The following is a 24,582-nucleotide window of genomic DNA, read 5'->3' as shown; positions in this document are numbered from 1 at the left end:
GCGCCAACGCACCGCCCGGTGGGTCCACTGTACGGACATGCGGGGCACGATTGGGAATGGAAGCGCCGCAGCGCACGCAATACGCCGTGCCGGCGGCCACCCGTGACGAACAACGCGGGCACTGGAGCCCGTCCACGCTCACGGGTCCTGCCTTCGCTCTGAACCACGGCGTGCTCCCCGGGCAGTGCAGCGCGGACGCACCTTTGACCGCGCCTCCCGGATGAGGGAACGCGGCGAGAAGCGGGCACGCTGCCGCCGGAACCAGCCAACCGAGCCGCGCATACCCTCCAACGATGACTCGACGGCGCTCCAGTACTCCTCGACCTCACGTTCGGTCGGTTCACCGTACGCAAAGATGTTGGCGTCTGCGCGCTGTGCGAGGAGCGTGGTTGATCCTGCGCTGGCGGGAAAAGCCGTTCCGAGTTCATGTGCACTCTCGCGGCGGGTTGCCCTGGCGTTGGTCTCCGCACCGAGGTCCGTAGCGAGGCTCAACACCTCGCTCCATCCTCCGCCGACCCGCTGGGAAGGCGCGCCGATGTTCGCGCGCCGCTTCCGCCGTCGTACTTTCAGCAGAAGAATGAGCAGCAGCGGAAGCAGCAGGACACCCAACGGGATCAGGGCGAGCGCTATGGCGCGGACCAGCGGACCCCAGTCATCCCAGAAGTCCTTGGTGCGGTCTTCGGCGTCCTGGGGCTCCGGTGCGGAATCCGGCGGCAGTTCGGCCGGTTCCTGCGGCGGCGGCGGAGGCTGGAGAACCTGCGGCTTAGGCGAGGACTTGGGCTGCTGTTGCGGCGGCACCGGTTCGTTGTCCTCCGGAGGGGTGGGGTCGAACGGAACCCAGCCGGCATTGTCGAAGGCGATCTCCACCCAGGCGTGCACGTCTTCACCGGTGAGGGCGAGGGGCGCTGAAGGGTCCTCGACCTCGTCCCAGTCGGGGTAGAAACCCATCACTACCCGGGCCGGAATGTTGAGCTTGCGAGCCATCAGGGCCATCGATACGGCGTACTGCTCGTCGTCGCCGACCATCTGCTCGGCGTCAAGAAGGGTGAGCATGCGGGCGGCGCCGTGGCCGGGCAGGGACGGCGCTTCACCGTCCTTGCCGTTGCTGAAGAAGCCCTGCGAGCTGAGCACCTGCTCGAGGCGACGCGCCCGCTCGATCGGGTCGGAAACTTCTCCCACGTATTCGCTCGCCTTGGACGCGATGATGGGCGGCTCGTTCTGGACGCGCGGGAGGCTAAGGTCCGCGAAGTCATACTGGGTGAGCACCTCGTCACCCGGAACCTCCGGGAAGACCACGTTGATGCTGTAGGTGTCGCCCGACTGCACCCCGATGGTGGACAGTGCGGTCAAGGCGTCATTGTTGTAGTACAGGGACCGGTTGAGGTCCTGTGAGCGTGGCCCGTCCAGATCCACGCCGAGCAGCTCGCCTCCCGTGGGCAGCCACACGCCGTTGTACGCCTCGATGGTGATGTCGAGGGTGGCGACGGTGCCCTCGTCCTCCGCGACGTCCGCGCTGCCGAGCTGCTGCGCATCCCCTACCCGGGCAAAGTTCCCGGCAGCCTGCGGATTCACGTTGTACACCACGCCGTCGTAGGCATCCATCGCGGCGAGCCGGATGCGCTGGCCCTCGGGCAGCCCGTCCACGGTCAGGAGCGTCTCATCAGCCTGGTCCTTGACGTACTTGCGGAAGCTGGTCAGTGGGCTGGGGTAGTCGAACAGATCAACCGGAGGCTCGACGACGTCGCGGAGCACATCGCGGTCCGTGTTCCCCGCCAGCACCGGACTCACCACGAGGGTAAGAATGGTGCCGACGGCGAGGACAGCTCCGCCCAGTCCCAGCCGGCGTGCCGTGTTGGAGCGGAGAAGACCGCGAACTCCAACGATTCCGACGCCGGGAGGGTCCGGCTGCGCAGCTGTATTCGCCGACAGCGCTCCGGTCTGGTCAGTTCGTGCAATGTCCCGGCGGTAGGCCAGCCAGGCGGTTGCTGCGACGATCAGCAGGATGCCACGGAGTTCCGGCAGCGCTGCCCGGTTGGTGCCGAAGGCGATGCTGACGAGGAACAGTCCGAGGACCGGCAGGAGCACCCAGTACGGCGTGCGCACGCGCCAGGCCAGCAGCCCGGCGACCGCCGCGAGCAGGAGGGCTGAAAGGAAAGGCACCACAAGCATGCCGCGGCTGATTCCCACCGGGTCCGCGACCGTCAGCAGATCCTTCCAGGAGAAGACGACGCCGGCGATCACGACCCGCAGCGATTCAAGCGTGGGCAGGAACCCGAGGAAGGATTCCACCGGCGCGGCCAGCGCGTGTCCCAGCACCAGGTAGGCGCCCAGCAGGACCCCTGCAGTCGGCCAGAAACCCCAGCGGTGGCGGGTGCTCAGCCAGGCCGTGACGAGGCCGATCGCGATCCCACCGAATCCCGCCGCAAGATAGCGCAGGTCCCCGCCGAAAGTGGGGCCGAATCCAACGATTCCGAGACCGAGAAGGAGGACCAGGGCGCCGATATCGATGCCGGTCTGCAGCCTTCCCGGCAGCGTCCTTGCGGAGCGTCCCGCACGGCGGCTCATGCTGCTGCCTTCCGGAGGATGAGGGCGAGGTCGGACAGGTTGCCGAGGGTGAGCACGGTGAGATCTCCGATCGTGGCCCGTCCCGGATCCTGGTCACTCACGCAACGGATGGCAATGCATCTGATGCCGGGCGGAACCGAGGCGGCTGCGGAGCGGAGCTGGGACGGGGTGACGTGCGGGCCCACCACGAAGAACACAACCGAGGCATTCGGTACCGAATCCGCCGTCGTCCTCGCAAGGTCCACTGCGGTGAGGCGCCGGTTCCGGCCCTCGATCCGCGTCATGTCATCGAGCAGGTTGCGCCCGGTTTCGGAGCGCACGGGGCCGTCCTGGGTGAGCACGCTCAGGTTCCGCTGCTCGCGGATGGCCTGCAGTCCGATGGAACCGGCAACGGACACGCCGAGCTCGAACTCGGCGTCTGATGCGTATTCGGATGTGTTGGTTGAGAGGGCAACGGCGAGGTGGGAGCGGCGGGTTTCCTCGAACTGGCGGACCATGAGCTGGCCGGTCCGCGCCGTCGTCTTCCAGTGAATGTGGCGGCGGTCGTCTCCGGGTACGTAATCGCGCAGCGCGTGGAAGGAGACGTCAGCGCTGGAGAGGTCCTTGGTGGGCAGTCCCTCCAGATCCTTGATGAAGCCGGCCGCCGAGCCGACCAGCGCCACCGTCCGCGGGTGCACGTACAGGTCGGTGGGTTCGGTCCAGAACACCTGGCGGCGCAGCAGGCTCAGCGGATCAGCGCGCACCGAGCGGACCGGCCCCACCACGATGACGGCGCGGCGCTGCGTGGGGATGGTGAACAGGTCTTCGTGCTGCTGGTTCGGCTTGAGTCTTGGCAGGTGGAAAATTGCCGTCGCCGCTCCTACCGGCAGCTCCAGCGAGGCCGGAAGCAGCGCCTTGGCTGAGGTGTTGGAGACGGCAACGCTTCCGACGGCGCGGTCCCCCACCGCCACGCGCGTACGCGTCAGGTCCAGCTCCACAGCGTAGGAGGAGCGGCCGAGAATGAATCCGACGGCCAGGAGAAAGAGAACCGTGCCCAGCAGCGCTGCAACGAGCGCTTCCCGCCAGTCGAAGACAGAGCCGAGTATCCAGAGTGCGGTGACAGTTGCGGCAATGATCCACCCGAGCGGACTGACCACTCCCACTACGGGGCCACAGTATTTCCTCAGTCCGTCGAGGATCCGGCTGGCCACCGGCGCGCCTGCGTCCCGCGCCAGCTGCCAGGCTTCCCGGGTCAGTGACCGTGGGTGGAGACGGGACGACGACGCCGTGCGTTTCTGTCTTCCGGTCCGTTCCGGGGACGGCTGGGACGCCCGACGGCGCGCAGGATCAGCCGCGCGCCGTCGTGAGGCGCTTTTTTCCGCGGTTTCCGTGTTCGTTGCCATGAATCCTCAGGAGTGTCAGGCGGTGGCGCGTTGCTGGGGAGCTGACACGTCGGCAAGCACGCGGCGCAGGACGGCCTCGGGTGTTGCTCCGGCGAACTCCGCTTCCGGGTCCATGACAAAGCGGTGGGTCCACACGTACGGCGCCAGTTCCTTGACGTCGTCGGGCAGGACGTAATGCCTGCCCTGGCCGGCAGCCCAGACCTTCGCTGTGCGGACCATGGCCAGTGCTCCGCGCACACTCACTCCGAGACGCGTCTCCGGTGCAGAGCGGGTCTCCTCCGTCAACCGGGAGATGTACTCGAGCACCGCGTTATCCACGTGGGTTTCCGTCGCCAGATCCGCCATGTCCTTGATGGCCTGGGTGGTGATGATCGGGGTCAGCGCCGCCGAACGGTCACGGGTTGCCGAGCCGCTGAGCAGTTGGACGGTGGAGGCATGGTCCGGGTAGCCGATCATGGTCTTGATCAGGAAGCGGTCAAGCTGCGCTTCCGGAAGACGGTAGGTTCCGGCCTGTTCGATCGGGTTCTGCGTTGCGATCACCATGAACGGGCGGTCGTTGGTGTAGCTCACGCCATCCACTGTGACGCGGGATTCTTCCATGACCTCCAGCAGCGCCGACTGGGTTTTCGGCGAGGCGCGGTTGATCTCGTCTGCGAGCACGATGTTCGCGAAGATGGGGCCCTTGTGGAACTCGAACTCCTGCGTCTTCTGGTCATAGATGGTGATGCCCGTGACATCAGAGGGCAGGAGGTCCGGGGTGAACTGGATGCGGGAGTGCGTTCCCTGCACCGTCGCAGCGAGTGACCGCGCCAGCATGGTTTTTCCGGTTCCCGGAGCATCCTCGAGCAGCACATGACCCTCGGCGAGCATCGCGGTCAGGACAAGCCGTACCACGTGGGACTTGCCGAGGACTGCCTGCCCCACGTTGCCAACCAGCTTGTCAAACGTCCCGGCGAACCACGCGGCCTGTTCAGCGGTCATTGTCATGATGATCTGTTCCTTTTTCTCTTGCGGAATCCGTGCTGCCCACGGGAAAGAATACGTGCAGGACGTCGGCTGTCAGCACTGCGGCAGTTTGCTCTGGGCCGGCCCGCCGACGGTCACGTGGCCGGCGTCGATGTAGCGGCCAACGTTGCGCGGCCCTCCAACAATCCGGTACCACTGACCGGTCCGGCCGTAGCCATCGGTGTGGCTGATCCAGCAACCGACAGCGAACTGGTGCTCGGCGTAGAACCACGGGGGATTATTTCCGCCCACGCCTTCACAGGTGAACTCCTCGGGATCGTAGGTGGCCCGGTTCGCGGGGTCGGTGCAGCTGCGCTGCATATGTCCCAGGAGCCGTGTGTCGAGCTGGCTCGGTTGTTCCTTGCCCGCGCGGGCTGTAGCGTTCGCGATTCCCCCTGCTTCGCCGCGGGAGTTCAGCGAGCGAACCCGAATCTCGTGTTGTTGTTCGAAGTTGCCGCTGACCCGCCTCGAACCGGAATTGGCAACATTCTGCCAACCACCGCCGTCGATGCTGATCTGAATCTGCTTGACGTCATGAGCTCCGGTGTTGGGCGGTGCCCAGTTGAAGGTCACGCTGTTTTCGTTCTGTGTACCGTTCTGTCCGCTCGCCGAAGGCTTCCCGGGGTTGCCGTAGGGGCTTACCTGGTTGGAGGTGGCGGGTGAACTCGAGTAGCTGGCGCCGTCGCTGTTGACGATGGCAGTGACCGTAGCGGTCACTGCGGATCCGTTGGCGAGCCCGCCGATCTCCTGGCCGGGCCTGACCGTCATCTGACGACCATCGCTGAACACCGCCTGGTAACTGACTTCGGACGCTCGTGCGCCGTTGCGCTGCTCCGCGTTGAGTTCGCTGAAGCTGATTTGGACGTGGCGGCCCTCGGCGCCGGTACGAGTCTCCTTCAGGCTCACGTTACTCGGCGCTGCAGGAGAACCAACCGCGCGACGAGGTGCTGATTGGGCACCGTATTCGGTCCAGCCTGCCTTGTTGTAGGCGCGGACAGCGTAGCTGTAGTCAGCTTCGGCGTTGGGCACCACGATGGTCTGCTCGGACGCCTGGACCTCGGGCAGGGTACGCACCAGGGCGCCACCGCGGAACTCCTGCACCTGATACTTCGTCACCGCGTCGCCATTGGGCGTCACGTCTGCCCAGTCGACCACCAGCTGACTCTCCGTGCCCACCGAATCGGCACGCGTCGTCGTCGGCGCAGCAGGGATTCCCGGCAACCCAGCCGGAATCTCAGCTGCGGAGTAATCGCTCCACTCCGACGGATCAGGCGCCGCGTTGCGTGCCTGCACCCGAACCTTGTACGCGGTGCCGTTCTCCAGACCCTCCCACGTCAGCGGACTGCCGGTGGCACTACGCTGCACCGCCCCGTTCGGCGGTGCAGGCGAAATCTGCAGGTCATAACCCTCGATCGGTGAGCCCTCATTGGCCGGCGGAGTCCAGTTGACCGTCAGCGATCCGTCACCGAACACCAGCGCCGGCGGAGCGGGCTGGGCCGGCTGTGTGTCCGGACGCGCTACAGCCGATTCCGGCGACGGATCGGAGGTACCGATGTCGTTGGTGGCGGTGACCGTGAATACGTACTCGACGTTGTTGGTGAGCCCGGTCAGCGTGCACGTGGTCGCCGGGCATTCCTGCGTGAACCCGTTGTTGCTGGTGACTGTGTAACCGGTGATCGGCGAACCGTTGTCGGCCGGCGGATCCCAGGACAGGACCACCGACTTGTTCCGGGTGCTTTCGACCACAGGCGTTGACGGCGCCCTCGGCTTGCCCTTCACCGTCAGCACAATTTGCCCCGTCGCCAGGCGCGACTGGTCAGCCGTCTTGTCCTCCACCGTGTACTGCACCGTCATCGTCCCAACAAAGGACTCATCCGGCGTCACCAGAACCGACTCGCCCTGCTGGGACACGCTGCCGTTCCCGTCAGCGACCACATCGACAATGCGCAGCGGTTCCTCCGGGAACGGGTTCACGTCGTTGGCCAGCACATCCACCGGGACGGGCTCACCCTGCACGGCGTCAGGCACCTCATCGTCATTCGCCACCGGAAGCGGCCGGTTCGACGCCAACACCGCCAACGCAACTGAACTCGCTGCGGTCTCCTCACCGTCAGATACCGAAATTCCCACGACGCCGGTGAGCCCAGCCTCAGAATTCTCACCGGGTGCCACGCTCAGAACCGAGCCGTCGAGGGACACTTCGAACCCGGCGGGTTGATCACCGGTCAGCGAGAACTCCAGGGTGTCTTCCGGGTTCGGATCGGATGCAAGGCCGGCCAGATCCAGGGAGACCGCCGGCTCAGCAACTGCAACTTCCAGCGATCCAGAGTTCAGGGTGGGCGGGATGTTGGGGCCTTCCGCAGCGGGGATCACGTTGGTGAGTACGGTCAGGGTTGAGCTCAACCCTTCGGGGTCGTCGGGGCCGGTGCCGTCGGTGACCTCGAAGGTGATGGAGCCCTTGCCGGCGTAACCGACGTCCGCGGCGTAGCGGAGGTTGTTCGGATCGACCACCCAGTCGTTGGCGTTGCTGGTCCCGATTGCGGAGACCTTCTCGGTCACCGTCAGCCGCGGCGTCCTGCCTTCCCGGACCTCCACCAACTCCCGCAGGTCGAGAGCCAGTTCCTCTCCTGCCTGCACGTCGATCGGTGCGTCACTGATGAGCGTGGGGTACTGCTCGCTCAGTCCCGGCACCCAAATCACGGCGGTGGCAACACCGCCGTCGATGTCCTCCACCGTGTACGGGATGATCTGAGCCTGCTCGGTGAGCTCAACGCGGACTGCGTTCTCCGCTCCCACTGAGGCGGTGACGGCTGCCGGATCGACCCGAACAACGAGGTCCTCGGCCACACCGTCAGGGTCCTCATCGTTTTTCAGGACCGGCACGTCCACAGCCGTCTGGCCGCGGGTCTCTTCCGACTCCACCCGATCATCGCGGGCGATCGGCAACAACAGCGGAGCGTTCTGATCGACGGTGACACTGATATTGCCTGCGGCGGTGCCACCCCGGCTGTCCTGGATGCCATAGCGGACGCTGAAATCACCTTCTGCCTGAGGCGCACTGAACAGCACGCGGCCCTCGACCACCTCCGGAGTCATCTCCTCCGGCGTGCCCGCCAGAGCCTCCGGATCAAGCGCGATCGGGTCACCGTCCGGGTCCGAGTCATTTCGCAGCGCATCGACAGCGATCGCGCGCCCAGGCCGGAGGATCACACCATCGTTCACGGCGATGGGTTTCTGGTTCGCTTCCGCTGCAGGCGCTATGCCCACCTGAATGGTGCCGGTGTTCTCCAGGCCAAGCCGGTCACGGACCGTGTAGGTGAAGGTATCCGTACCCGCTCCGGTGGCCGATGCGGTGAAGTCGATGTAATTGGGGCCGGGAACCGCCGCGCCCATCGTCGGAGCGACGTCGATTCCTGTCAGGAAAGCGGAGTCACCGTCGGCGTCAATGCCGTCCAGCGGAACCGGGATGCGCACCGTCGATCCGGCGATCACACGGGCATCGAGGTTCTTCGGCACGGGTGGGGTATTCGGTGCATCCAACGGTCGGATATTGATCCGTACCTCTGCGGAATCGGTCTGCCCGGTGCTGTCCAACACCTCGTAGATGGCGTAGACAGTCTTCGCCGTGGGTCCAGCCACGAAACGCAGCGAGTTCTCCGACGCGAAGATCCGGCCGTCCGCGAGGTCGATCCCCTGGGCCAGGACAGGACTCAGCGTGAGTTCGTCGCCGTTGGGGTGGGTGTCATTGTCGAGCACCGGGATATTGACGACGTCTCCTGCACGCACTGTGACCTCGTCGGAGTTGGCCTGCGGCGGCAGCAGCGTTTCCGGGCCCTCCACGGGCAGCACGCTCACCTCACCGGTTGCCGAGGCCGTGCCGTTCGACATCGTGTAGGTGATGGTGGTCTGCTCGCTGAGATTCCGCACGTCATGGATGCGCAACACATTGTGATTCAAGATTGCAACGTCCACTGGCGAATCTGCCGGGACTTCGACGGACTGCACCACCAGGACGCCGCCGCCCGGGTCGCTGTCATTTCCGAGAACGTCGACCAACACGTCGCCATTCCGTGGCAGCAGTGCCACATCACGGACGGCGATCGGCGCGCCCTCCGCACCGTCGGCTTTCGCATCGACGCGAATGAGACCGCTGGCGCTCTGCGGGCCGTTGGTCACCAGGTATTCGACGTAATAGGTTCCCGCCGAATTCGGAGTAAAGGCGATGGTGCCGGTGTCATAGTCCGGCGTCACCACTGCATCCCCGCCGGTCAGCTCCGCCTTCGCGAGGCTCAACTGGCCGCCCGCCGGATCGAGGTCATTCTGCAGCGGGCTCAGTTGCGATTCCTGCCCGACGACGGCGGTGAAGTGGTCAAAATTGACCACCGGCGGCAGTGTCCCCGACGCACGCACATCGAAACTGATAACACCGGACACCTCTTCACGGCCGTCCGAGACGACGATGTTGACTTCCTTCACCCCCTGGCCCTTGCCGACATCGCGGAACGTCAACAATCCGTCCGAGCGCGTGCGCACCTGATCCCCATCCGGCGTCGGCTCCGCACTCACCAGGAACAGGTCATCGCCGTCGGGGTCCGTCCAGCTGGAGAGGATGTTCTGGCTGACCGACTTCCCCTCCTCCACAAGGATCTTCGTGGGACGCAGAGGATTTGGCGGCTCATTCGTGTCAGCCCCGCGAACCTCGACGTCGACCTGGGCGGCATCCGTGCCGCCACGTCCGTCCTCGACCTCGTAAGCGAATGTAGAAATACCCACAGGGGCATCTGCCGGCACCACAATCTGCAGTCCTGCACCGTTATAGATGGGCTGCACACTGCCTGCGGCCGGCTGGTCCCCGCTCAATCGCGCCGTGAGCAGGTCACCATCCGGGTCCGTGTCATTGGCGACGACGTTGAGGATGCTGGTCTTGCCTTCACGTGCACCGTAGGAGTCGTCTTCGGCGACCGGAGGACGGTTCTCACCCGTGCGGTCCGGGAGTGTGTTGACCGGGTTCTCACTCGCCGATTCCTGGTCCTCGTCATCGGAATCCTGCTTCGGCGGGATGATGTCGCCCCAGTTGTCCACAAGCTGCATGTTCTGCAGGACCAGCCAGACGTCGCCGGCGTTGACGTCGTTGAGGACCACAACGCTGCGGTTGACCCGGAACACCAGTTCCGATTCCGCACCGAGTTCAGGGATGTCCTGCCGCTGGTCGCTGGCGTCATCCGCGCAGTCGCGGACGTAGACGGCAGGCCCGGCCCACGCCGCGTGGACACAGCCGTCCAACTGCACCGGCGCAGCAGGAACCCCTGTCGCATCCAGCGGTGTGATGACCGGATCGCCACCATTCAGCGGCTGCTTGATCAGCGACGTCGGCGTCGCCACCACCGCAAAGCTGCCCGCCGGTCCGCTCTGCTGCAACCGGCCACCGGCAGCATCCGGCAGGGTGACCGCCTCCCCATCAGGCAAAATGAGCTGCCCGGATTCGCCGTCGAACACAACTGCCTGGTCTCCCACGGCGGCGATCTGCGCGTCACCGAACGTTGACAGCGTTTCCGCCTCGACGACCGTCGGCTCCTCGTAGGTGCCGTCGGGGGCGACCACGTAGGTAGAGACCGTCTTTGCGCCCGGGTCTGCGACCAGCACACGGTTATTCGAGGACACCGCCGCGACCGCACCGGAAGAACCGGTCACCACCGGTTCGGTCTCCTGATCGCTGAAGGCAGCGAGGTTCTGCACCGTTGTAATCCAGACCGCACCACCGGCGCGGTCGGTGACTGCCGCCGTCGTACCGCCCATCGCCACAGCCGCTGAACCGGGAAGCTGTACCTCGGTTCCGCGAACCACGTTGGCGACATCGACGGGGCTGACCTTCGACTGGTCGGAGTTGATGTTGAAGACCGTGGCCTGGTCCTGAATGATGTCGAAGCTGTCGCTATTCGCTGCGTACCCACCGTCCAGAAGCCTGGACTGGTAATTGAGGTGACCCACCATGCCGGTGTTCCGGTTGGTCACCCATACACCGCCGTCGTTCAGATCGACCTCGGCAGTGGCAAAACCGGGATAAAGGAGCGCACCGCCCACCACGGCGATGCTCACTGCGGAAGTGGTCGATACCGACAATGCCCGCTTGTGCCTGGTGCTGAAACGACGCAGGCGATCGAGACCACGATTCATGAGCTGAAATCCCCCCGAAGAATGTACGCCTTGCCCCTCAGGCGTCAAGGACGAGTCTATAGCCTGGCCTGCCGTCCTCCCATCGGCACCGGCACCCATGGGAGGAACGATCGAAGCCTTTGGTACGCGGGAAATCAGCAGCCGCCGTCCCTGCGCGGCATTCCGGCGGGAGGGTTGGCGCCGTGCCCCTGCGCGTGAATCCCCTTCATGATGAGTCCCTGGTTCTTTCCACCGGAGTTCTGGAAGTACCAGACGTTGCCGCCATAGATTACATAGCACCTTGACTTGAAGGACTCGCCGGCATTGATCCAGTGACCGCCGGTGCAGTCTCCCGGCCCGCCGTAGTTTGTAGGTCCGCTGGGAGGATCCATGCAGCTGCGAGAGCTCAACTCCGGTCCGCCGGCCGTGATGGTCCACTCTGTCGGCTTGGGAGGTGGCGGCGGTGGAGCCTCACCGCTTCTGGCTGTTGCTTCAGCAACCGGCCCGAATTCGCCCCGTGAATTCATTGACCGCACCCGGATGATGACACGCTCGTTATAGCCGTCGGTTTTGATGGTGCGGCTATTGGAATTACGGACGTTCTCCCACCCGCCGCCGTTGATCCTGATCTGGATTTGCTTCACATCGTGGGCACCCAGGTTCGGTGGATCCCAGCTCACGGTAACTTCTTTCTGTTCCTTGGCCCCGTCCCGGGCGCCCGCTCTCGCCGCACCGGGGCTGCCGAACGGATTAACCCGGTTGGAGCCTGCAGGTTGGCTACTGTAGTTGGCGCCGTCGCTGTTGACGATGGCGGTGACCGTCGCGGTCACTGCCGTGCCGTTCGGGAACCCGCCGACTTCCTGTCCCGGTCTGATGCCCATCTGGCGGCCGTCGCTGAAGTTCGCCTGGTAGCTCACCTCGGAGGCTCGGGCACCGTTGCGCTGATCAGCGCTGAGTTCGCTGAAGTTGATCACAACGTGACGGCCTTCCGCGTTGGTTCGGGTTTCCTTCAGGCTCACGTTGCTTGGCGCCGCAGGAGAACCAACAGCACGACGCGGCGTGGACTGGGCGCCATATTCGGTCCAGCCGGCCTTGTTGTAGGCACGGACCGCGTAGCTGTAGTCCGCCTCGGCGTTGGGAACGACGATGGTCTGCTCGGACGCCTGCACCTCGGGCAACGTGCGCACCAGGGCGCCCCCGCGGAATTCCTGCACCTGGTACTTCGTCACGGTGTCGCCGTTCGGCGCCACGTCTGCCCAGTCGACCACCAGCTGACTTTCCGTGCCCACTGAGTCGGCGCGCGTCGTCGTCGGCGCCGCCGGTGTTCCCGGCAGGCCGGCCGGAATCTCGGCAGCGGAGTAATCACTCCACTCCGACGGATCCGGAGCGGCATTGCGTGCCTGCACCCGAACCTTGTAGGCGGTGCCGTTCTCCAGGCCTTCCCAGGTCAGCGGGCTGCCGGTTGCGCTGCGCTGGACCGCCCCGTTGGGTGGTGCGGGAGAGATCTGGAGGTCATAGCCTTCGACCGGGGAACCCTCGTTGGCTGGAGGTGTCCAGCTCACCGTCAGCGATCCGTCACCGAACACCAGCGCCGGAGGAGCAGGCTGAGCCGGTTGTGTGTCAGGACGCGCGACCGCCGATTCCGGCGACGGGTCGGACGTACCGATGTCGTTGGTGGCGGTGACGGTGAACACGTACTCGACGTTATTGGTGAGCCCGGTCAGCGTACACGTGGTCGCCGGGCACTCCTGGGTGAACCCGTTGTTACTGGTGACCGTGTAACCGGTGATCGGTGAACCGTTGTCAGCCGGCGGATCCCAGGACAGGACCACCGATTTATTTCGCGTGCTTTCGACCACCGGTGTGGAGGGAACGCCCGGCTTGCCCTTGACCGTGAGGAGAATCTGGGCCGTTGCGACGCGGGACAGTTCCCCGGTCTTGTCCTCAATCGTGTACTGCACGGTCATGTTTCCCACAAAGGACTCACCCGGCGTCACGAGGACTGAGTCTCCCTGCTGGGAAACGCTGCCGTTGCCGTCCGCGATGACGTCGACGATCCGCAGCGGCTCTTCCGGGAACGGGTTCACGTCGTTGGTGAGCACGTCCACCGTCACCGGCTCGCCCTGAACGGCGTCAGGCACTTCGTCGTCGTTAGCGACCGGAACCGGCCGGCTGGACGCCAACACCGTCAGCGCCACCAAACTGTTCGCCGTGTCTTCCCCGTCCGTCACGGAGATTCCGATGGTTCCGGTGGTGCCGACCTCGGCGCCGTCCTGGGCTGCGACGGTCAGCACCGAACCGGCGAAGGAGATATCGAAGCCGGCAGGTTGCTCACCGGTGAGCGAGAACTCGAGGGTGTCCTCAGGATTCTGGTCGGCGGCAAGACCGGCCAGATCGAGCGTGACTGCCGGCTCGGCGATGGCAACTTCGAGGGACCCGGAATCCAGGGTCGGCGGGAAGTTGGGGCTTTCCTCAGCGGCGATCACGTTGGTGAGGACGGTGAGGGTGGAGCTCAAGCCCTCCGGGTCATCGGGTCCGGTGCCGTCGGTGACCTCGAAGGTGATGGAGCCCTTGCCGGCGTAATCCGCGTCCGCGGCGTAGCGGAGGTTGTTCGGATCGACCACCCAGTCGTTGGCGTTGCTGGTGCCGATCGCCGTGACCTTCTCAGTGACGGTCAGGCGCGGCGTGCGGCCCTCGCGGACCTCCACCAGCTCGCGCAGGTCGAGGGCGAGTTCCTCCCCCGCCTGCACATCGATGGGAGCGTTGCTGATGAGCGTCGGATACTGTTCACTCAGCCCGGGTACCCAGATGACGGCGGTCGCGACACCACCGTCGATGTCCTCGACGGAGTACGGAATGGACTGCGGCTCCGGTGTCAGCTCGACGCGGACCACGTTCTCCGCACCCACGGCCGCGGTGGCATCGGCGGGGTCAACGCTGACTTCCAAATCCTCTGCGACGCCGTCCGGATCCTCGTCGTTTTTCAGGACCGGAACGTCCACGGCGGTCTGTCCGCGGGTCTCGGTCACCTCGACCCTGTCATCACGCGCGATGGGCAGGAGCAGTGGAGCGTTCTGGTCGACCGTCACGTTGATGTTGCCGTTGGCGGAGGCACCGCGATCATCAGCCACTGAGTAGCGGACGCTGAAGTCTCCCTCGGCCTGGGGTGCGCTGAACAGCACGCGGCCCTCGACCACCTCCGGAGCCATTTCCTCGGGGGTGGCAGTGACCCCCTCGGGATCAAGCGCGATGGGGTCGCCGTCGGGGTCTGAATCGTTGCGCAGCGCGTCGACGGCAATGGCGCGGCCGGGCCGGAGGATGACGCCGTCGTTGACGGCAATGGGTTTCTGGTTCGCTTCCGCGGCAGGAGCTATGCCCACCTGAATGGTGCCGGTGTTCTCCAGGCCAAGCCGATCGCGGACGGTGTAGGTGAAGGTGTCGGTCCCCGCTCCGGTGGCCGATGCGGTGAAGTCGATGTAGTTCGGTCCCGGGATCGCTGCGCCCATCGTCGGAGCGGCGTCGATGCCGGTGAGGAAGGACGAGTCGCCATCCGCGTCGATACCGTCCAGCGGGACCGGGATCCGGACCGTCGATCCGGCGATGACGCGCGCGTCGAGGTTCTTCGGTACCGGAGGCGTGTTGCGCTCATCGAGCGGCCGGATGTTGATCCGTACCTCCGCCGAGTCCGTCTGCCCGGTGCTGTCCAGCACCTCGTAGATGGCGTACACAGTTTTGGCTGTGGTGCCGGCGACGAAACGCAGTGAGTTCTCCGAGGCGAAAATCCGGCCGTCCCCGAGGTCGATCCCCTGAGCGAGGACGGGATTCAGGGTCAGCTCATCGCCGTTGGGGTGAGTGTCGTTGTCGAGCACCGGTATGTTGACGACGTCACCGGCGCGTACCGTGACCTCGTCGGAGTTGGCCTGCGGCGGCAGGGGCGTCTCCGGGCCCTCCACCGAGAGCACGCTTACTTCCCCGGTGGCCGAGGCCGTGCCGTTTGAAATCGTGTAGGTGATGGTGGTCTGCTCGCTCAGGTTCCGCACATCGTGGATGCGCAACACGTTGTGGTCGAGTACCGCGACCTCCAGGGGTGACCCCGCGGGTACATCCACTGACTGCACCACAAGCACCCCACCCGAGGGGTCGCTGTCGTTGCCCAGAACGTCAACCAGCACATCGCCGTTGCGCGGCAGCAGAGCAACGTCTCGGACGGCGATCGGCGCGCCCTCCGCACCCTCGGCCTTTGCATCAACCCGGATCAGTCCGCTCGCGCTCTGCGGTCCGTTGGTCACCAGGTACTCGACGTAGTACGTGCCGGCGGCGCTCGGAGTGAAGGCGATCGTGCCGGTGTCGTAGTCCGGCGTCACCACTGCATCCCCGCCGGTCAGCTCCGCCTTCGCGAGGCTCAGTTGGCCGCCTGCCGGATCGAGGTCGTTCTGCAGCGGGCTCAGTTGGGATTCCTGCCCGACGACGGCAGTGAAGTGATCGAAATTGACCACCGGCGCCAACGTCCCTGCTGCCCGGACATCGAAACTGATGACGCCGGACACCTCTTCACGGCCGTCCGAAACGACGATGTTTACTTCCTTCACGCCCTGGCCCTTGCCGACATCACGGAAGGTCAGCAGCCCGTCCGAGCGGGTTCTCACCTGATCACCGTCCGGCGTCGGCTCCGCACTCACCAGGAACAGGTCATCGCCGTCCGGGTCCATCCAGCTGGAGAGGATGTTCTGGCTGACGGACTTGCCCTCCTCCACAAGAATTTTCGTGGAGCGCAATGCGTTGGGCGGCTCATTCGAATCAGCCCCGCGAATATCCAGGGTGACCTGCGCGGAATCGCTGCCTCCGCGTCCGTCGGACACTTCATAGGTGAAGGTGGAGTTGCCGGGCGTGGCGTTCGGCGGGACCACAATCTGCAGTCCTGCACCGTTGTAGATGGGCTGCACGCTGCCTGCGGCCGGCGGTTCCCCGGTCAGGGTACTCGTCAGGAGATCGCCGTCCGGGTCTGTGTCATTGGCGACGACGTTCAGAATAGTGGTGCGGCCGGCTCTTGCGCCGTACGTATCGTCTTCGGCTACCGGAGGACGGTTTTCACCGGTGCGGTCCGGGAGCGTGTTGACCGGGTTCTCACTCGCGGATTCCTGGTCCTCGTCATCGGACTCATCCTTCGGCGGGATGATGTCACCCCAGTTATCGACCAACTGCATGTTCTGCAGCACCAGCCAGACATCACCGGCGTTGACATCGTTGAGAACGACAACGCTGCGATTGACCCGGAACACCAGTTCCGATTCCGCACCGAGTTCGGGGATGTCCTGCCGCTGATCACTGGCATCATCGGCGCAGTCGCGGACGTAGACCGCAGCTCCGGCCCAGGCAGCGTGGACACAACCGTCCAACTGCACCGGCGCAGCGGGAACACCGGTGGAATCCAGGGGTGTAATGATCGGATCCCCGCCACTCAGCGGCTGCTTGATCAGCGACGTCGGTGTGGCCACCACCGCGAAACTGCCCGCCGGGCCGCTCTGCTGCAGACGCCCACCCACAGCATCCGGAAGGGTCACCGCCTCTCCGCCGGGCAGGACGAGCTGACCGGACTCGCCGTCGAACACCACTGCCTGATCTCCCACAGCGGCGATCTGCGCGTCACCGAACGATCCCAGTGCCTCCGCCTCGACGAGGGCGGGCTCCTCATAGGTGCCGTCGGGGGCAACAACATAGGTAGACACCGTCGCGGCGGACGGGTCCGCGACCAGAACACGGTTGTTCGAAGAAACCGCCGCAACCACACCGGACGAACCGGTCACCACCGGCTCCGTTTCCTGGTCACTGAACGCCGCCAGGTTCTGCACCGTGGTAATCCAGACCGCACCACCGGCGCGGTCCGTCACCGCCGCCGTCGTACCCCCCATGGCCACCGCTGCTGAACCGGGCAGCTGAACTTCAGTGCCGCGGACCACGTTGGCCACGTCGACGGGGCTGACCTTGGATTGATCAGAGTTGATATTGAAGACCGTGGCCTGGTCCTGAATGATGTCGAAGCTGTCACTGTTCGCTGCGTAGCCGCCGTCCAGGAGCCGCGACTGGTAATTAAGGTGACCCACCATTCCGGTGTTGTTATTCGTCACCCACACACCGCCGTCGTTCAGGTCAACTTCGGCAGTGGCAAAACCGGGATAAAGCAAGGCACCGCTGATCACACCCACGCTGACGGCAGAGGCAGTGGATACCGATAATGCTCGTTTGTGTTTGGTGCTGAATCGTCGAAGGCGGTTCAGTAGCTTCACAATGTTCCCCGGGTGAGACGCTGGACGGCCGCTTCCTCACTCAATAGGAGGCGGCCGGAATACTTGACCGATTAAAGTGTTGCATGACTTCGCAAACCGGCCGACCGGCACTCGTGGGTACTTGTGCCCATCGGTGAGGCGTTGTCAGTCGTGAATGAAACCGTCAGTCGAGAACCAGGCCGGTGCCGGTGCCGCGCGCGAGCGTCACGGGGTGAACTTCCCCGAAACCGCGTACGGTCCGCGCTTTGTGGGGCATCAGCACAAAGCGTTCGTTCTCGCGCAGGGTTGCGGCGGTGGAGGCGTCGATCAACACCGTGCCGGGCTCCGCCAGCGAGGTCAGGCGGGCCGCCAGGTTCACCGTGGGCCCGTAGATGTCACCCAGTCTGGACAGGATCCGGCCCCACACCATGGAGACGCGCGCCGAGGGAAGCAGGTCGTCCTCGGTGAACGCCTTGGCGAGCGCCAGCGAAATTTCAGCGCCGGCCTCGGGCGTCTCGGCAATGTAGAGCACTTCATCGCCGATGGTCTTCACCAGGCGTCCGCCGCCGACAGAGATGATCTCCGCGCTTCGGTTTTCGAACCGCTGCACCAGTTGGGCGAGGGTGCGTTCATTCATCTGCCGGGACAGGCTCGTGTAGGAGACCAGGTCCGCGAACCCGACGGCGCGGGCCAGCGGCAGCGGTGCGTCGTCCTCGGCTCCTTCAGGCCCTCCCGCGCTAGAGGCGAGCCCCGACTCCGAGCGGACGGCCAGCCGTTGGACCGCTGCGTTCATCTGGCGGCGCCACGCGTAGACCAGCGTCTTCTCGAGCGGCTCGAGCAGGTGCGGAAGCTCGGCAACGAGGTTCCGGCGGGCAGCGGAGTCGGAGATTCCACGCTGAACCACCATCTCCTCGACAAGCGCCTCAATCTGCCACACCACCATGCGATCCGTCATCTGCCCGATGGCACGGGTGATGGAAATTGCCGCCGATTCCGTCAGCTGCTCTTTGCGCACCAGTTCGATGATGGTGGTCAGGGCTTCCATGTCCTTTTCGGTGAACGCGACGTCGTCGTCCCCGATGTTGGGAAATCCCATTGCGCGCCAGAGCTTCCGCGCGGACAGCAGGGACACCCCGGCACCTGTTGCCACATCCCTGCGGCGCAGCGTTCGTTCAGCGCCGAGCAGTTCAACCTCGAGGCGCCGGATGGCGTCGCGGTCCAGCTTCTCCGGCGGCGGAGGCAGGTCTGCCCGGTTGAACGCCGGCATGGAAAGGGTCAAGGGGTTGTCGGGGTCATCGGCAAAGGAGCCGGTGCCACCGGCTTCAGTTCCATCCGTGCCGCTGTTGGCGCTCATCACCGCTCCTGTTCCATGCTTCGTCTTCTACCCCGTCCACCGGCTCCGCTTCCATATCTACACCATCGAACATGGCGGTCAGCGGTAGGTCGCTGATCGCAGCCACCATGTACTCCTTGAACGTATGCACCTGCGGAACCTCGCGGAAGGAGAGGATCCGGTCTCGGCCCAGATCAACAAACAACGTGCCTCCACCGGTAAGCCGCTCGACGAGGGCCTGCTCGATGATGATCTGGAAGATTCCCGTCAGCCGAACTTCCCGCTCACTGCGCCTGGTGATACCTGCCCGCCGGATCAGCCGCCGGCTGGTCAGGATATACCGGGTGCCGGCCCAGCGCAGCAGCGGCCGGAGGAAGACGCGGAACAGGAAAAGCAGCATAAGGAGCAGGAATACGGTGACAATCGCCGGGCCCCATTGCTCCCACCCGAGCGGCAGCTGTGACCGGCTGAACCAACCGAGCCCGTAGCCGGCACCGGCCAGAATCAGCAGGGCCAGGCAGAACGGAACCAGCAGGCGCCGCGGGTGTGGCCGGGTACGCACCACCACGTGCTCCCCCGGCTCGAGTCTTATCCGCATGATCGTGCATCCGGTGCGTGCCGCATTGGTCGAGCTCCTCCTTACAGCGTCAGCGGCCGCAGATGTACGACGTCCCCCGCCGAGACCGTATGCCTCTCACCATCCTCATCGCGCACCACCAGGGCACCGTGGGAATCGAGATTCATGGCACGCCCGGTGATGACGCTGCCGTTGGGCAGATCCGCCTGGACATCCTGGCCCAGCGTCACCATGCGTTCGCTGACCCGTGTGAGCAGCGAGGCGCCGCCCTTCCAGGGGCGGGTTGCGTCGCCGTCGACCGCGGTGAAGTCACCGTAATGTGCTGACAGGCGGCGCAGATAGGCCTTCAGGAGGATGTTCCGGTCCGTGGTGGCGGCGTATTCAAGCAGCAGGCTGGTGGCGGTGGGGACCGGCAGTTCCTGATCGGTGAGGCTGACGTTCACACCCGCACCGACGACGACGGCGGGCGGCTCGGCGTTGGCGCCCGGCACGAGCTGGGCGAGGACACCGGCCAGCTTGCGGCCGTCAACGTGGACGTCATTGGGCCACTTGAGTTGGGGAGAGATTTCGGTGCGTTCCTCGATGCTCTCCGAGAGCGCGAGCGCCGCCAGCAGGGACATCCACGCGTAACTCTGCGTTGGTAGGGGCCGGCCCTCCGGATTATGGGGGCGCAGCAGAACGCTGACGAACAGCGAGGAGCGCTCCGGCGCCGTCCAGATCCTGTCCAGCCTGCCGCGGCCGGCCGTCTGCTCCTCGGCGGTGAGCACGCTGAGATCCGGCCAGTTCCCGGGATCCTCGACGCAGTGCTCCGCAAGGTCGGTGTTGGTTGAGCCCGTTGCCTCCACCAGGTCCAGCCTGCCGTAGGGACCCTGCGGGCGGCACAGCGCCTCGCGCAGGCCGTTCTCGTCCAGGCCCGGACGTTCAAGGTTGGAGTAGCGGGATGTCATTGTCCAAGCCTACTGGGCGCCGGAACCGCGCTGGAGACGGCCCGCAGTCAGACGATTCCGGTGGTTCCCAGGAGGGATCCCACGGCGTAGGTGACGGCCATGGCAAGCGCTCCGCCGAGGACGAGCCTCGCCATCGCCCGGCGCCGGGAGCTGCCCCCGACCTGCGCGCTGACTGCACCGGTGATGGCCAGTGCAACAAGAACCGCTACAAACGTGAACGGGATGCGGACACCTGCGGGGAGGATGAGAATTGTCAGGAGGGGCAGGACGGCCCCTGCCGCGAAGGATGCAGCAGACGCAAAGGCAGCATGCCACGGATTGACGACCTCGAGTTCGTCGATGTTCAGCTCCGCTGAGAGGTGCGCGGCGAGGGCATCGTGCTGGGTCAGCTCCTCGGCGACCTGGCGGGCAGTTTCGCTGCTGAGCCCGCGCTGCTCATACAGACCGGCCAGCTCGGTGAGCTCTCCGTCCGGATCATCGCGCAGTTCCTGGCGCTCCTTCTCGATCAAGGCTTCCTGGCTGTCCCGTTGGCTGCTCACCGAAACATATTCGCCGAGCGCCATGGACACCGCTCCGCCGACGACGGCGGCCGTTCCAGCGATGAGGATCGGGGCGACAACATTAGTCACTCCTGCGACACCGACGACGGTGGCGGCAGTCGATACGATACCGTCGTTTGCTCCCAGGACTGCGGCGCGAAGCCAGTTCAAGCGAGCTGCAACCCCGTTGTCATGCGGTTCAGCCGCGTGTCCTCCTGGATCAGTCATGACAGAAGTACAGCACCGATGACCGGTTCCCACCAGGCAGATGCAGGGCCCGGCCGGCGCACGGCTGCCGGGCAGCCGTCAACCTAGAGGAAGATGTCCGGCACCAGTCGGTCCTCGGGAGCGCCGAGGCTGTAGCGGCTGAAGTCGGTGACGCCTTCGGAGCGCAGGACTTCCTCGTCGGTGAAGAAGTTCCCGGTGCACTCGCGCGCCGGCCGGACCAGCACGGCGTGGGCGGCGTCAGCGACGATGTCCGGTGTCCGGGCAGCCTTGATGAGTTCGCTCCCGCCGGGCATGTTGCGGATCGCCGCGGTGTCGATCAACGTGGCCGGCCAGAGCGAGTTGACGGCGATGCCTTCGTCCCGGAGTTCCTCGGCGAGCCCGAGCGTTGTCAGGCTCATGCCGTACTTGGCCATGGTGTAGGCAAGGTGCTTTCCCGCCCAGACCGGATCCAGGTTCAGCGGCGGGGAGAGCGTCAGGATGTGGGCATTCGTAGCCTTACACAGCGCCGGCAAGGCGAACTTGCTCAGCATGAACGTCCCGCGCACGTTGATGTCCGCCATCAGGTCATAGCGCTTCATGGACACGTCGGCCGTTTTCGAGAGGTCGATCGCCGACGCATTGTTGATAACGACGTCGATACCTCCGAATTCGGCGACCGTCGCCTCCACCGCCGAGGCGACGTCGTCGTCGTTTCTTACATCCCCCACGAGGGCCAGTGCTCCGCCGCCGGCTGCGCGGATCTCTTCCGCGGCGGTGTGCACGGTGCCTTCGAGACTGGGGTGGGGCTCGCCCGTTTTGGCGAGAATGGCGACGTTGGCGCCGTCACGCGCCGCACGGAGGGCGATGGCCAGGCCGATCCCCCTGCTGCCGCCGGACATGAGGATGGTGCGCCCTGAAAGGGTGCCGGACACAGGTGCGCCATTGCGGGTCATAGGTGACACCATAATCGGCACAGGGGGTGGGAAACCTAATTGTTACTCGTGGGTAACTTCGGGGCGGGCGCTAAGTCTTTCAAGAAGTTGTTGTAGGTGTTCTACAGCTATGCGGGTCGTTTTGCTTACTAGACTGGGCGAGAAGCCCGGTTCTTTGGAGGAAACCTACTTAAGGCCCCTCGAGACCGGCTACTCGCCCGCCACCAGGACACCAATCGGAAGAGACTCGATGCAACCCGAAACGCTTCCCCTCGAGCAGGGCACCGAAGACGCAGTCGACACCGGGCCAGACCTCCAGACAACCGCAGGCAAGCTAGCCGACTTCCGGCAACGCCAGGAACGGACGTTAGCGCCTTCCGGCCCGGAGGCGATCGAGAAGCAGCATGCCCGGGGCAAGGGCACGGCACGCGAGCGCATCGACCTGCTCGTGGACCCGGGTTCCTTCGTGGAGTTCGACGCCCTTGCCGTCCACCGGTCCACGGCATTCGGCATGGAGAAGAAAAAGCCCGTCGGCGACGGGGTGGTATCCGGCTACGCCACCGTGGACGGCCGGCAGATCGCGATCTACAGCCAGGACTTCACGGTCTATGGTGGATCGCTCAGCCAGGTCAACGGCGAGAAAATCGTCAAGGTTCAGGAATTCGCGCTCCGTAACGGCTGCCCGCTGGTGGGGATCAACGACGGCGGCGGCGCACGCATCCAGGAGGGCGTCGCGTCGCTCGCGATGTTCGCTGACATCTTCCGCAACAACGTGCATGCCTCCGGCGTGGTCCCGCAGATTTCGCTCATCATGGGCCCGTGTGCAGGCGGCGCGGCGTACTCCCCCGCGCTGACCGACTTCGTGGTCATGGTGGACAAGAGCTCGCATATGTTCATCACCGGCCCCGACGTCATCAAGACCGTCACCGGCGAGGACGTGGACATGGAAACCCTGGGAGGCGCGCGGCAGCACAACTCCACCACGGGAACCTCCGCCTACCTGGCCACCGATGAGCAGGACGCCATCGACTTTGTCCGGGAGCTGCTCGACTTCCTGCCGTCCAACAACCTCGCCGAAGCACCGCTGACCGAGTTCACCGAGGACCTCGAAATCAATGAGGCTGACACTCAGCTGGACACGCTCATCCCCGACTCCGCCAACCAGCCGTACGACATGCACACCGTCATCTCAACAATCGTGGATGACGGCCATTTCCTGGAGATGCAGTCTCTCTATGCGCCGAACGTGGTGATCGGGTACGCCCGTGTGGAGGGCCACACCATCGGAATCGTCGCCAACCAGCCGATGCAGTTCGCGGGCACCCTGGACATCGCTGCCTCAGAGAAGGCCGCACGGTTTGTCCGCCATTGCGACGCGTTCAACATTCCCATCCTCACCCTGGTGGACGTCCCGGGCTTCCTGCCGGGCAAGGACCAGGAGTTCAACGGCATCATCCGTCGCGGCGCCAAGCTCCTCTATGCCTACGCCGAAGCCACGGTTCCCAAGATCACCGTCATCACCCGAAAGGCCTACGGCGGCGCGTACATCGTCATGGGTTCCAAGAAGCTTGGCGCGGACCTCAACCTCGCCTGGCCCACGGCGCAGATCGGCGTCATGGGCGCACAGGGCGCGGTGAACATCCTGTACCGCAGTCACCTGAAATCAGTAGCTGACGCCGGAGGCAACGTTGAAGCCGCCCGCAGCGAGGTGATCAATCAGTATGAAGAGGAACTGCTGAATCCCTACCAGGCCGCGCAGTTGGGTTATGTGGACGCGGTGATTGCGCCGTCGGACACCAGGATTCAGGTTGTCCGCGGTCTGCGCGCGCTGCGCGACAAGCGCGCTTCGCTGCCCGCCAAGAAGCATGGGAACATCCCGCTGTGAGCGCGGACCTCTCGCCTACAGAAGAAGCCGAGCCGCTGTTTCAGGTGGTGGCAGGGAACCCGACGGCGGAGGAGCTGGCGGCTCTCGCCGTCGTCGTGCTTGGACTGCAGGCGAACGACGACGGCGCGCGCGGACACGCGCCGCACCGCACCTGGATCCGCCGCGATCAGTTGCGGCTCGGACCCCGGCCGGGCCCGGGATCGTGGCGGCGCAGCGCCCGGCGGTGACTTACACGGCCACAATAGGCAGGATCCTTCCACTTCCGTCGGCAACCACCCTAGGGTGGGGGTACGAGACCGAGCACGGCAATCGCGGAATTGTTCCGGCGGAAGGAAGCTGATGGATTCCAGGGAAGACGAGTGGCGAGGACAGCCCGGCACGCTTCACATGTCGGAGGATCTTTCGGAAACCAGGTGCTGGGCGCTGCTGAGTACGCACCAGACGGGCCGGATCGGTTTCCTCCGGAACGGCGCCGTGCAGATTTACCCGGTGAACTATCTGGTGCACGACGGCGCAATTTACTTCCGCACCCGGGACGACGGGGACATCGGCAGTCTGCTCCCCCTCAACGGTTGCGCTTTCCAGGTGGACGAGGTCCGTTCGGAGGCGATGGCCGGCTGGTCCGTGCTGGCCAATGGAACTGCGGACGCCGTGCGCGACGAGGCGCTGCTGACCGAACTCTGGGGGCGCTCAGCAGAGGAACCATGGGCGGGCGGATCGCGGACAACGTTCGTCGGAATTCAGCCCACACAGATCAGCGGCCGCAGTGTCCAGGCAGTCTGAGGCGGAGGAGC

13 protein-coding genes are annotated in these 24,582 nt (G+C 65.1%); 3 read left to right on the top strand and 10 right to left on the bottom strand.

The window, feature by feature from the left end; all coding sequences use genetic code 11:
• Positions 1 to 138: 138 nt before the first annotated feature.
• The 10 genes from AC1MBU_RS07750 to AC1MBU_RS07705 all read right to left on the bottom strand — a co-directional run bounded on the left by AC1MBU_RS07750 (position 139) and on the right by AC1MBU_RS07705 (position 21,924).
• Positions 139 to 2,565, bottom strand: a complete 2,427-nt coding sequence (locus AC1MBU_RS07750; protein ID WP_479789677.1) for a transglutaminase TgpA family protein — start codon at positions 2,563 to 2,565, stop codon at positions 139 to 141.
• Positions 2,562 to 3,947 carry a DUF58 domain-containing protein gene (locus AC1MBU_RS07745; RefSeq protein ID WP_277358300.1) on the bottom strand — a complete coding sequence of 462 codons (1,386 nt, stop codon included), beginning with the start codon at positions 3,945 to 3,947 and terminating at the stop codon, positions 2,562 to 2,564. Before AC1MBU_RS07745 ends, AC1MBU_RS07750 begins: the two co-directional genes overlap by 4 nt.
• A gap of 15 nt (positions 3,948 to 3,962) precedes the next feature.
• Entirely contained in the window at positions 3,963 to 4,934 is a 972-nt protein-coding gene (locus AC1MBU_RS07740; protein ID WP_056548647.1) for an AAA family ATPase, read from the bottom strand.
• Between the two features lie 72 nt (positions 4,935 to 5,006).
• Entirely contained in the window at positions 5,007 to 11,126 is a 6,120-nt protein-coding gene (locus AC1MBU_RS07735) for an Ig-like domain-containing protein (protein ID WP_479789676.1), read from the bottom strand.
• 134 nt (positions 11,127 to 11,260) lie between these two features.
• The gene (locus AC1MBU_RS07730; protein ID WP_479789675.1) at positions 11,261 to 17,308 is read right to left on the bottom strand and encodes an Ig-like domain-containing protein; all 6,048 of its coding nucleotides are present in this window, start codon (positions 17,306 to 17,308) and stop codon (positions 11,261 to 11,263) included.
• A 244-nt stretch (positions 17,309 to 17,552) separates the two neighbouring features.
• A complete protein-coding gene (locus AC1MBU_RS07725; protein WP_235563308.1) occupies positions 17,553 to 18,635 on the bottom strand; it encodes an adenylate/guanylate cyclase domain-containing protein in 1,083 nt (360 codons plus the stop codon).
• Positions 18,636 to 18,690: 55 nt separating this feature from the next.
• Positions 18,691 to 19,299 carry a PH domain-containing protein gene (locus AC1MBU_RS07720; RefSeq protein WP_277358297.1) on the bottom strand — a complete coding sequence of 203 codons (609 nt, stop codon included), beginning with the start codon at positions 19,297 to 19,299 and terminating at the stop codon, positions 18,691 to 18,693.
• A 41-nt stretch (positions 19,300 to 19,340) separates the two neighbouring features.
• Positions 19,341 to 20,225, bottom strand: a complete 885-nt coding sequence (locus tag AC1MBU_RS07715) for a biotin--[acetyl-CoA-carboxylase] ligase (protein ID WP_277358296.1) — start codon at positions 20,223 to 20,225, stop codon at positions 19,341 to 19,343.
• 47 nt (positions 20,226 to 20,272) lie between these two features.
• On the bottom strand, positions 20,273 to 20,992 hold the full coding sequence (locus AC1MBU_RS07710) for a VIT1/CCC1 transporter family protein (protein WP_277358295.1): 720 nt from the start codon (positions 20,990 to 20,992) through the stop codon (positions 20,273 to 20,275).
• Positions 20,993 to 21,075: 83 nt separating this feature from the next.
• Complete coding sequence (locus tag AC1MBU_RS07705) at positions 21,076 to 21,924, bottom strand: SDR family oxidoreductase (RefSeq protein WP_277358294.1); 849 nt, start codon at positions 21,922 to 21,924, stop codon at positions 21,076 to 21,078.
• Between the two features lie 229 nt (positions 21,925 to 22,153).
• On the opposite strand from AC1MBU_RS07705, the gene AC1MBU_RS07700 reads away from it, so the two are divergent.
• The 3 genes from AC1MBU_RS07700 to AC1MBU_RS07690 all read left to right on the top strand — a co-directional run bounded on the left by AC1MBU_RS07700 (position 22,154) and on the right by AC1MBU_RS07690 (position 24,571).
• The gene (locus AC1MBU_RS07700) at positions 22,154 to 23,788 is read left to right on the top strand and encodes an acyl-CoA carboxylase subunit beta (RefSeq protein ID WP_277358293.1); all 1,635 of its coding nucleotides are present in this window, start codon (positions 22,154 to 22,156) and stop codon (positions 23,786 to 23,788) included.
• The gene (locus AC1MBU_RS07695; protein ID WP_346028822.1) at positions 23,785 to 24,015 is read left to right on the top strand and encodes an acyl-CoA carboxylase subunit epsilon; all 231 of its coding nucleotides are present in this window, start codon (positions 23,785 to 23,787) and stop codon (positions 24,013 to 24,015) included. Before AC1MBU_RS07700 ends, AC1MBU_RS07695 begins: the two co-directional genes overlap by 4 nt.
• Before the next feature lie 112 nt (positions 24,016 to 24,127).
• Positions 24,128 to 24,571 carry a pyridoxamine 5'-phosphate oxidase family protein gene (locus AC1MBU_RS07690; RefSeq protein ID WP_346028821.1) on the top strand — a complete coding sequence of 148 codons (444 nt, stop codon included), beginning with the start codon at positions 24,128 to 24,130 and terminating at the stop codon, positions 24,569 to 24,571.
• Positions 24,572 to 24,582: the final 11 nt, after the last annotated feature.

Source organism: Arthrobacter sp. PTI12, assembly GCF_056679915.1.
This window is presented reverse-complemented; position numbering and strand designations above follow the sequence as displayed.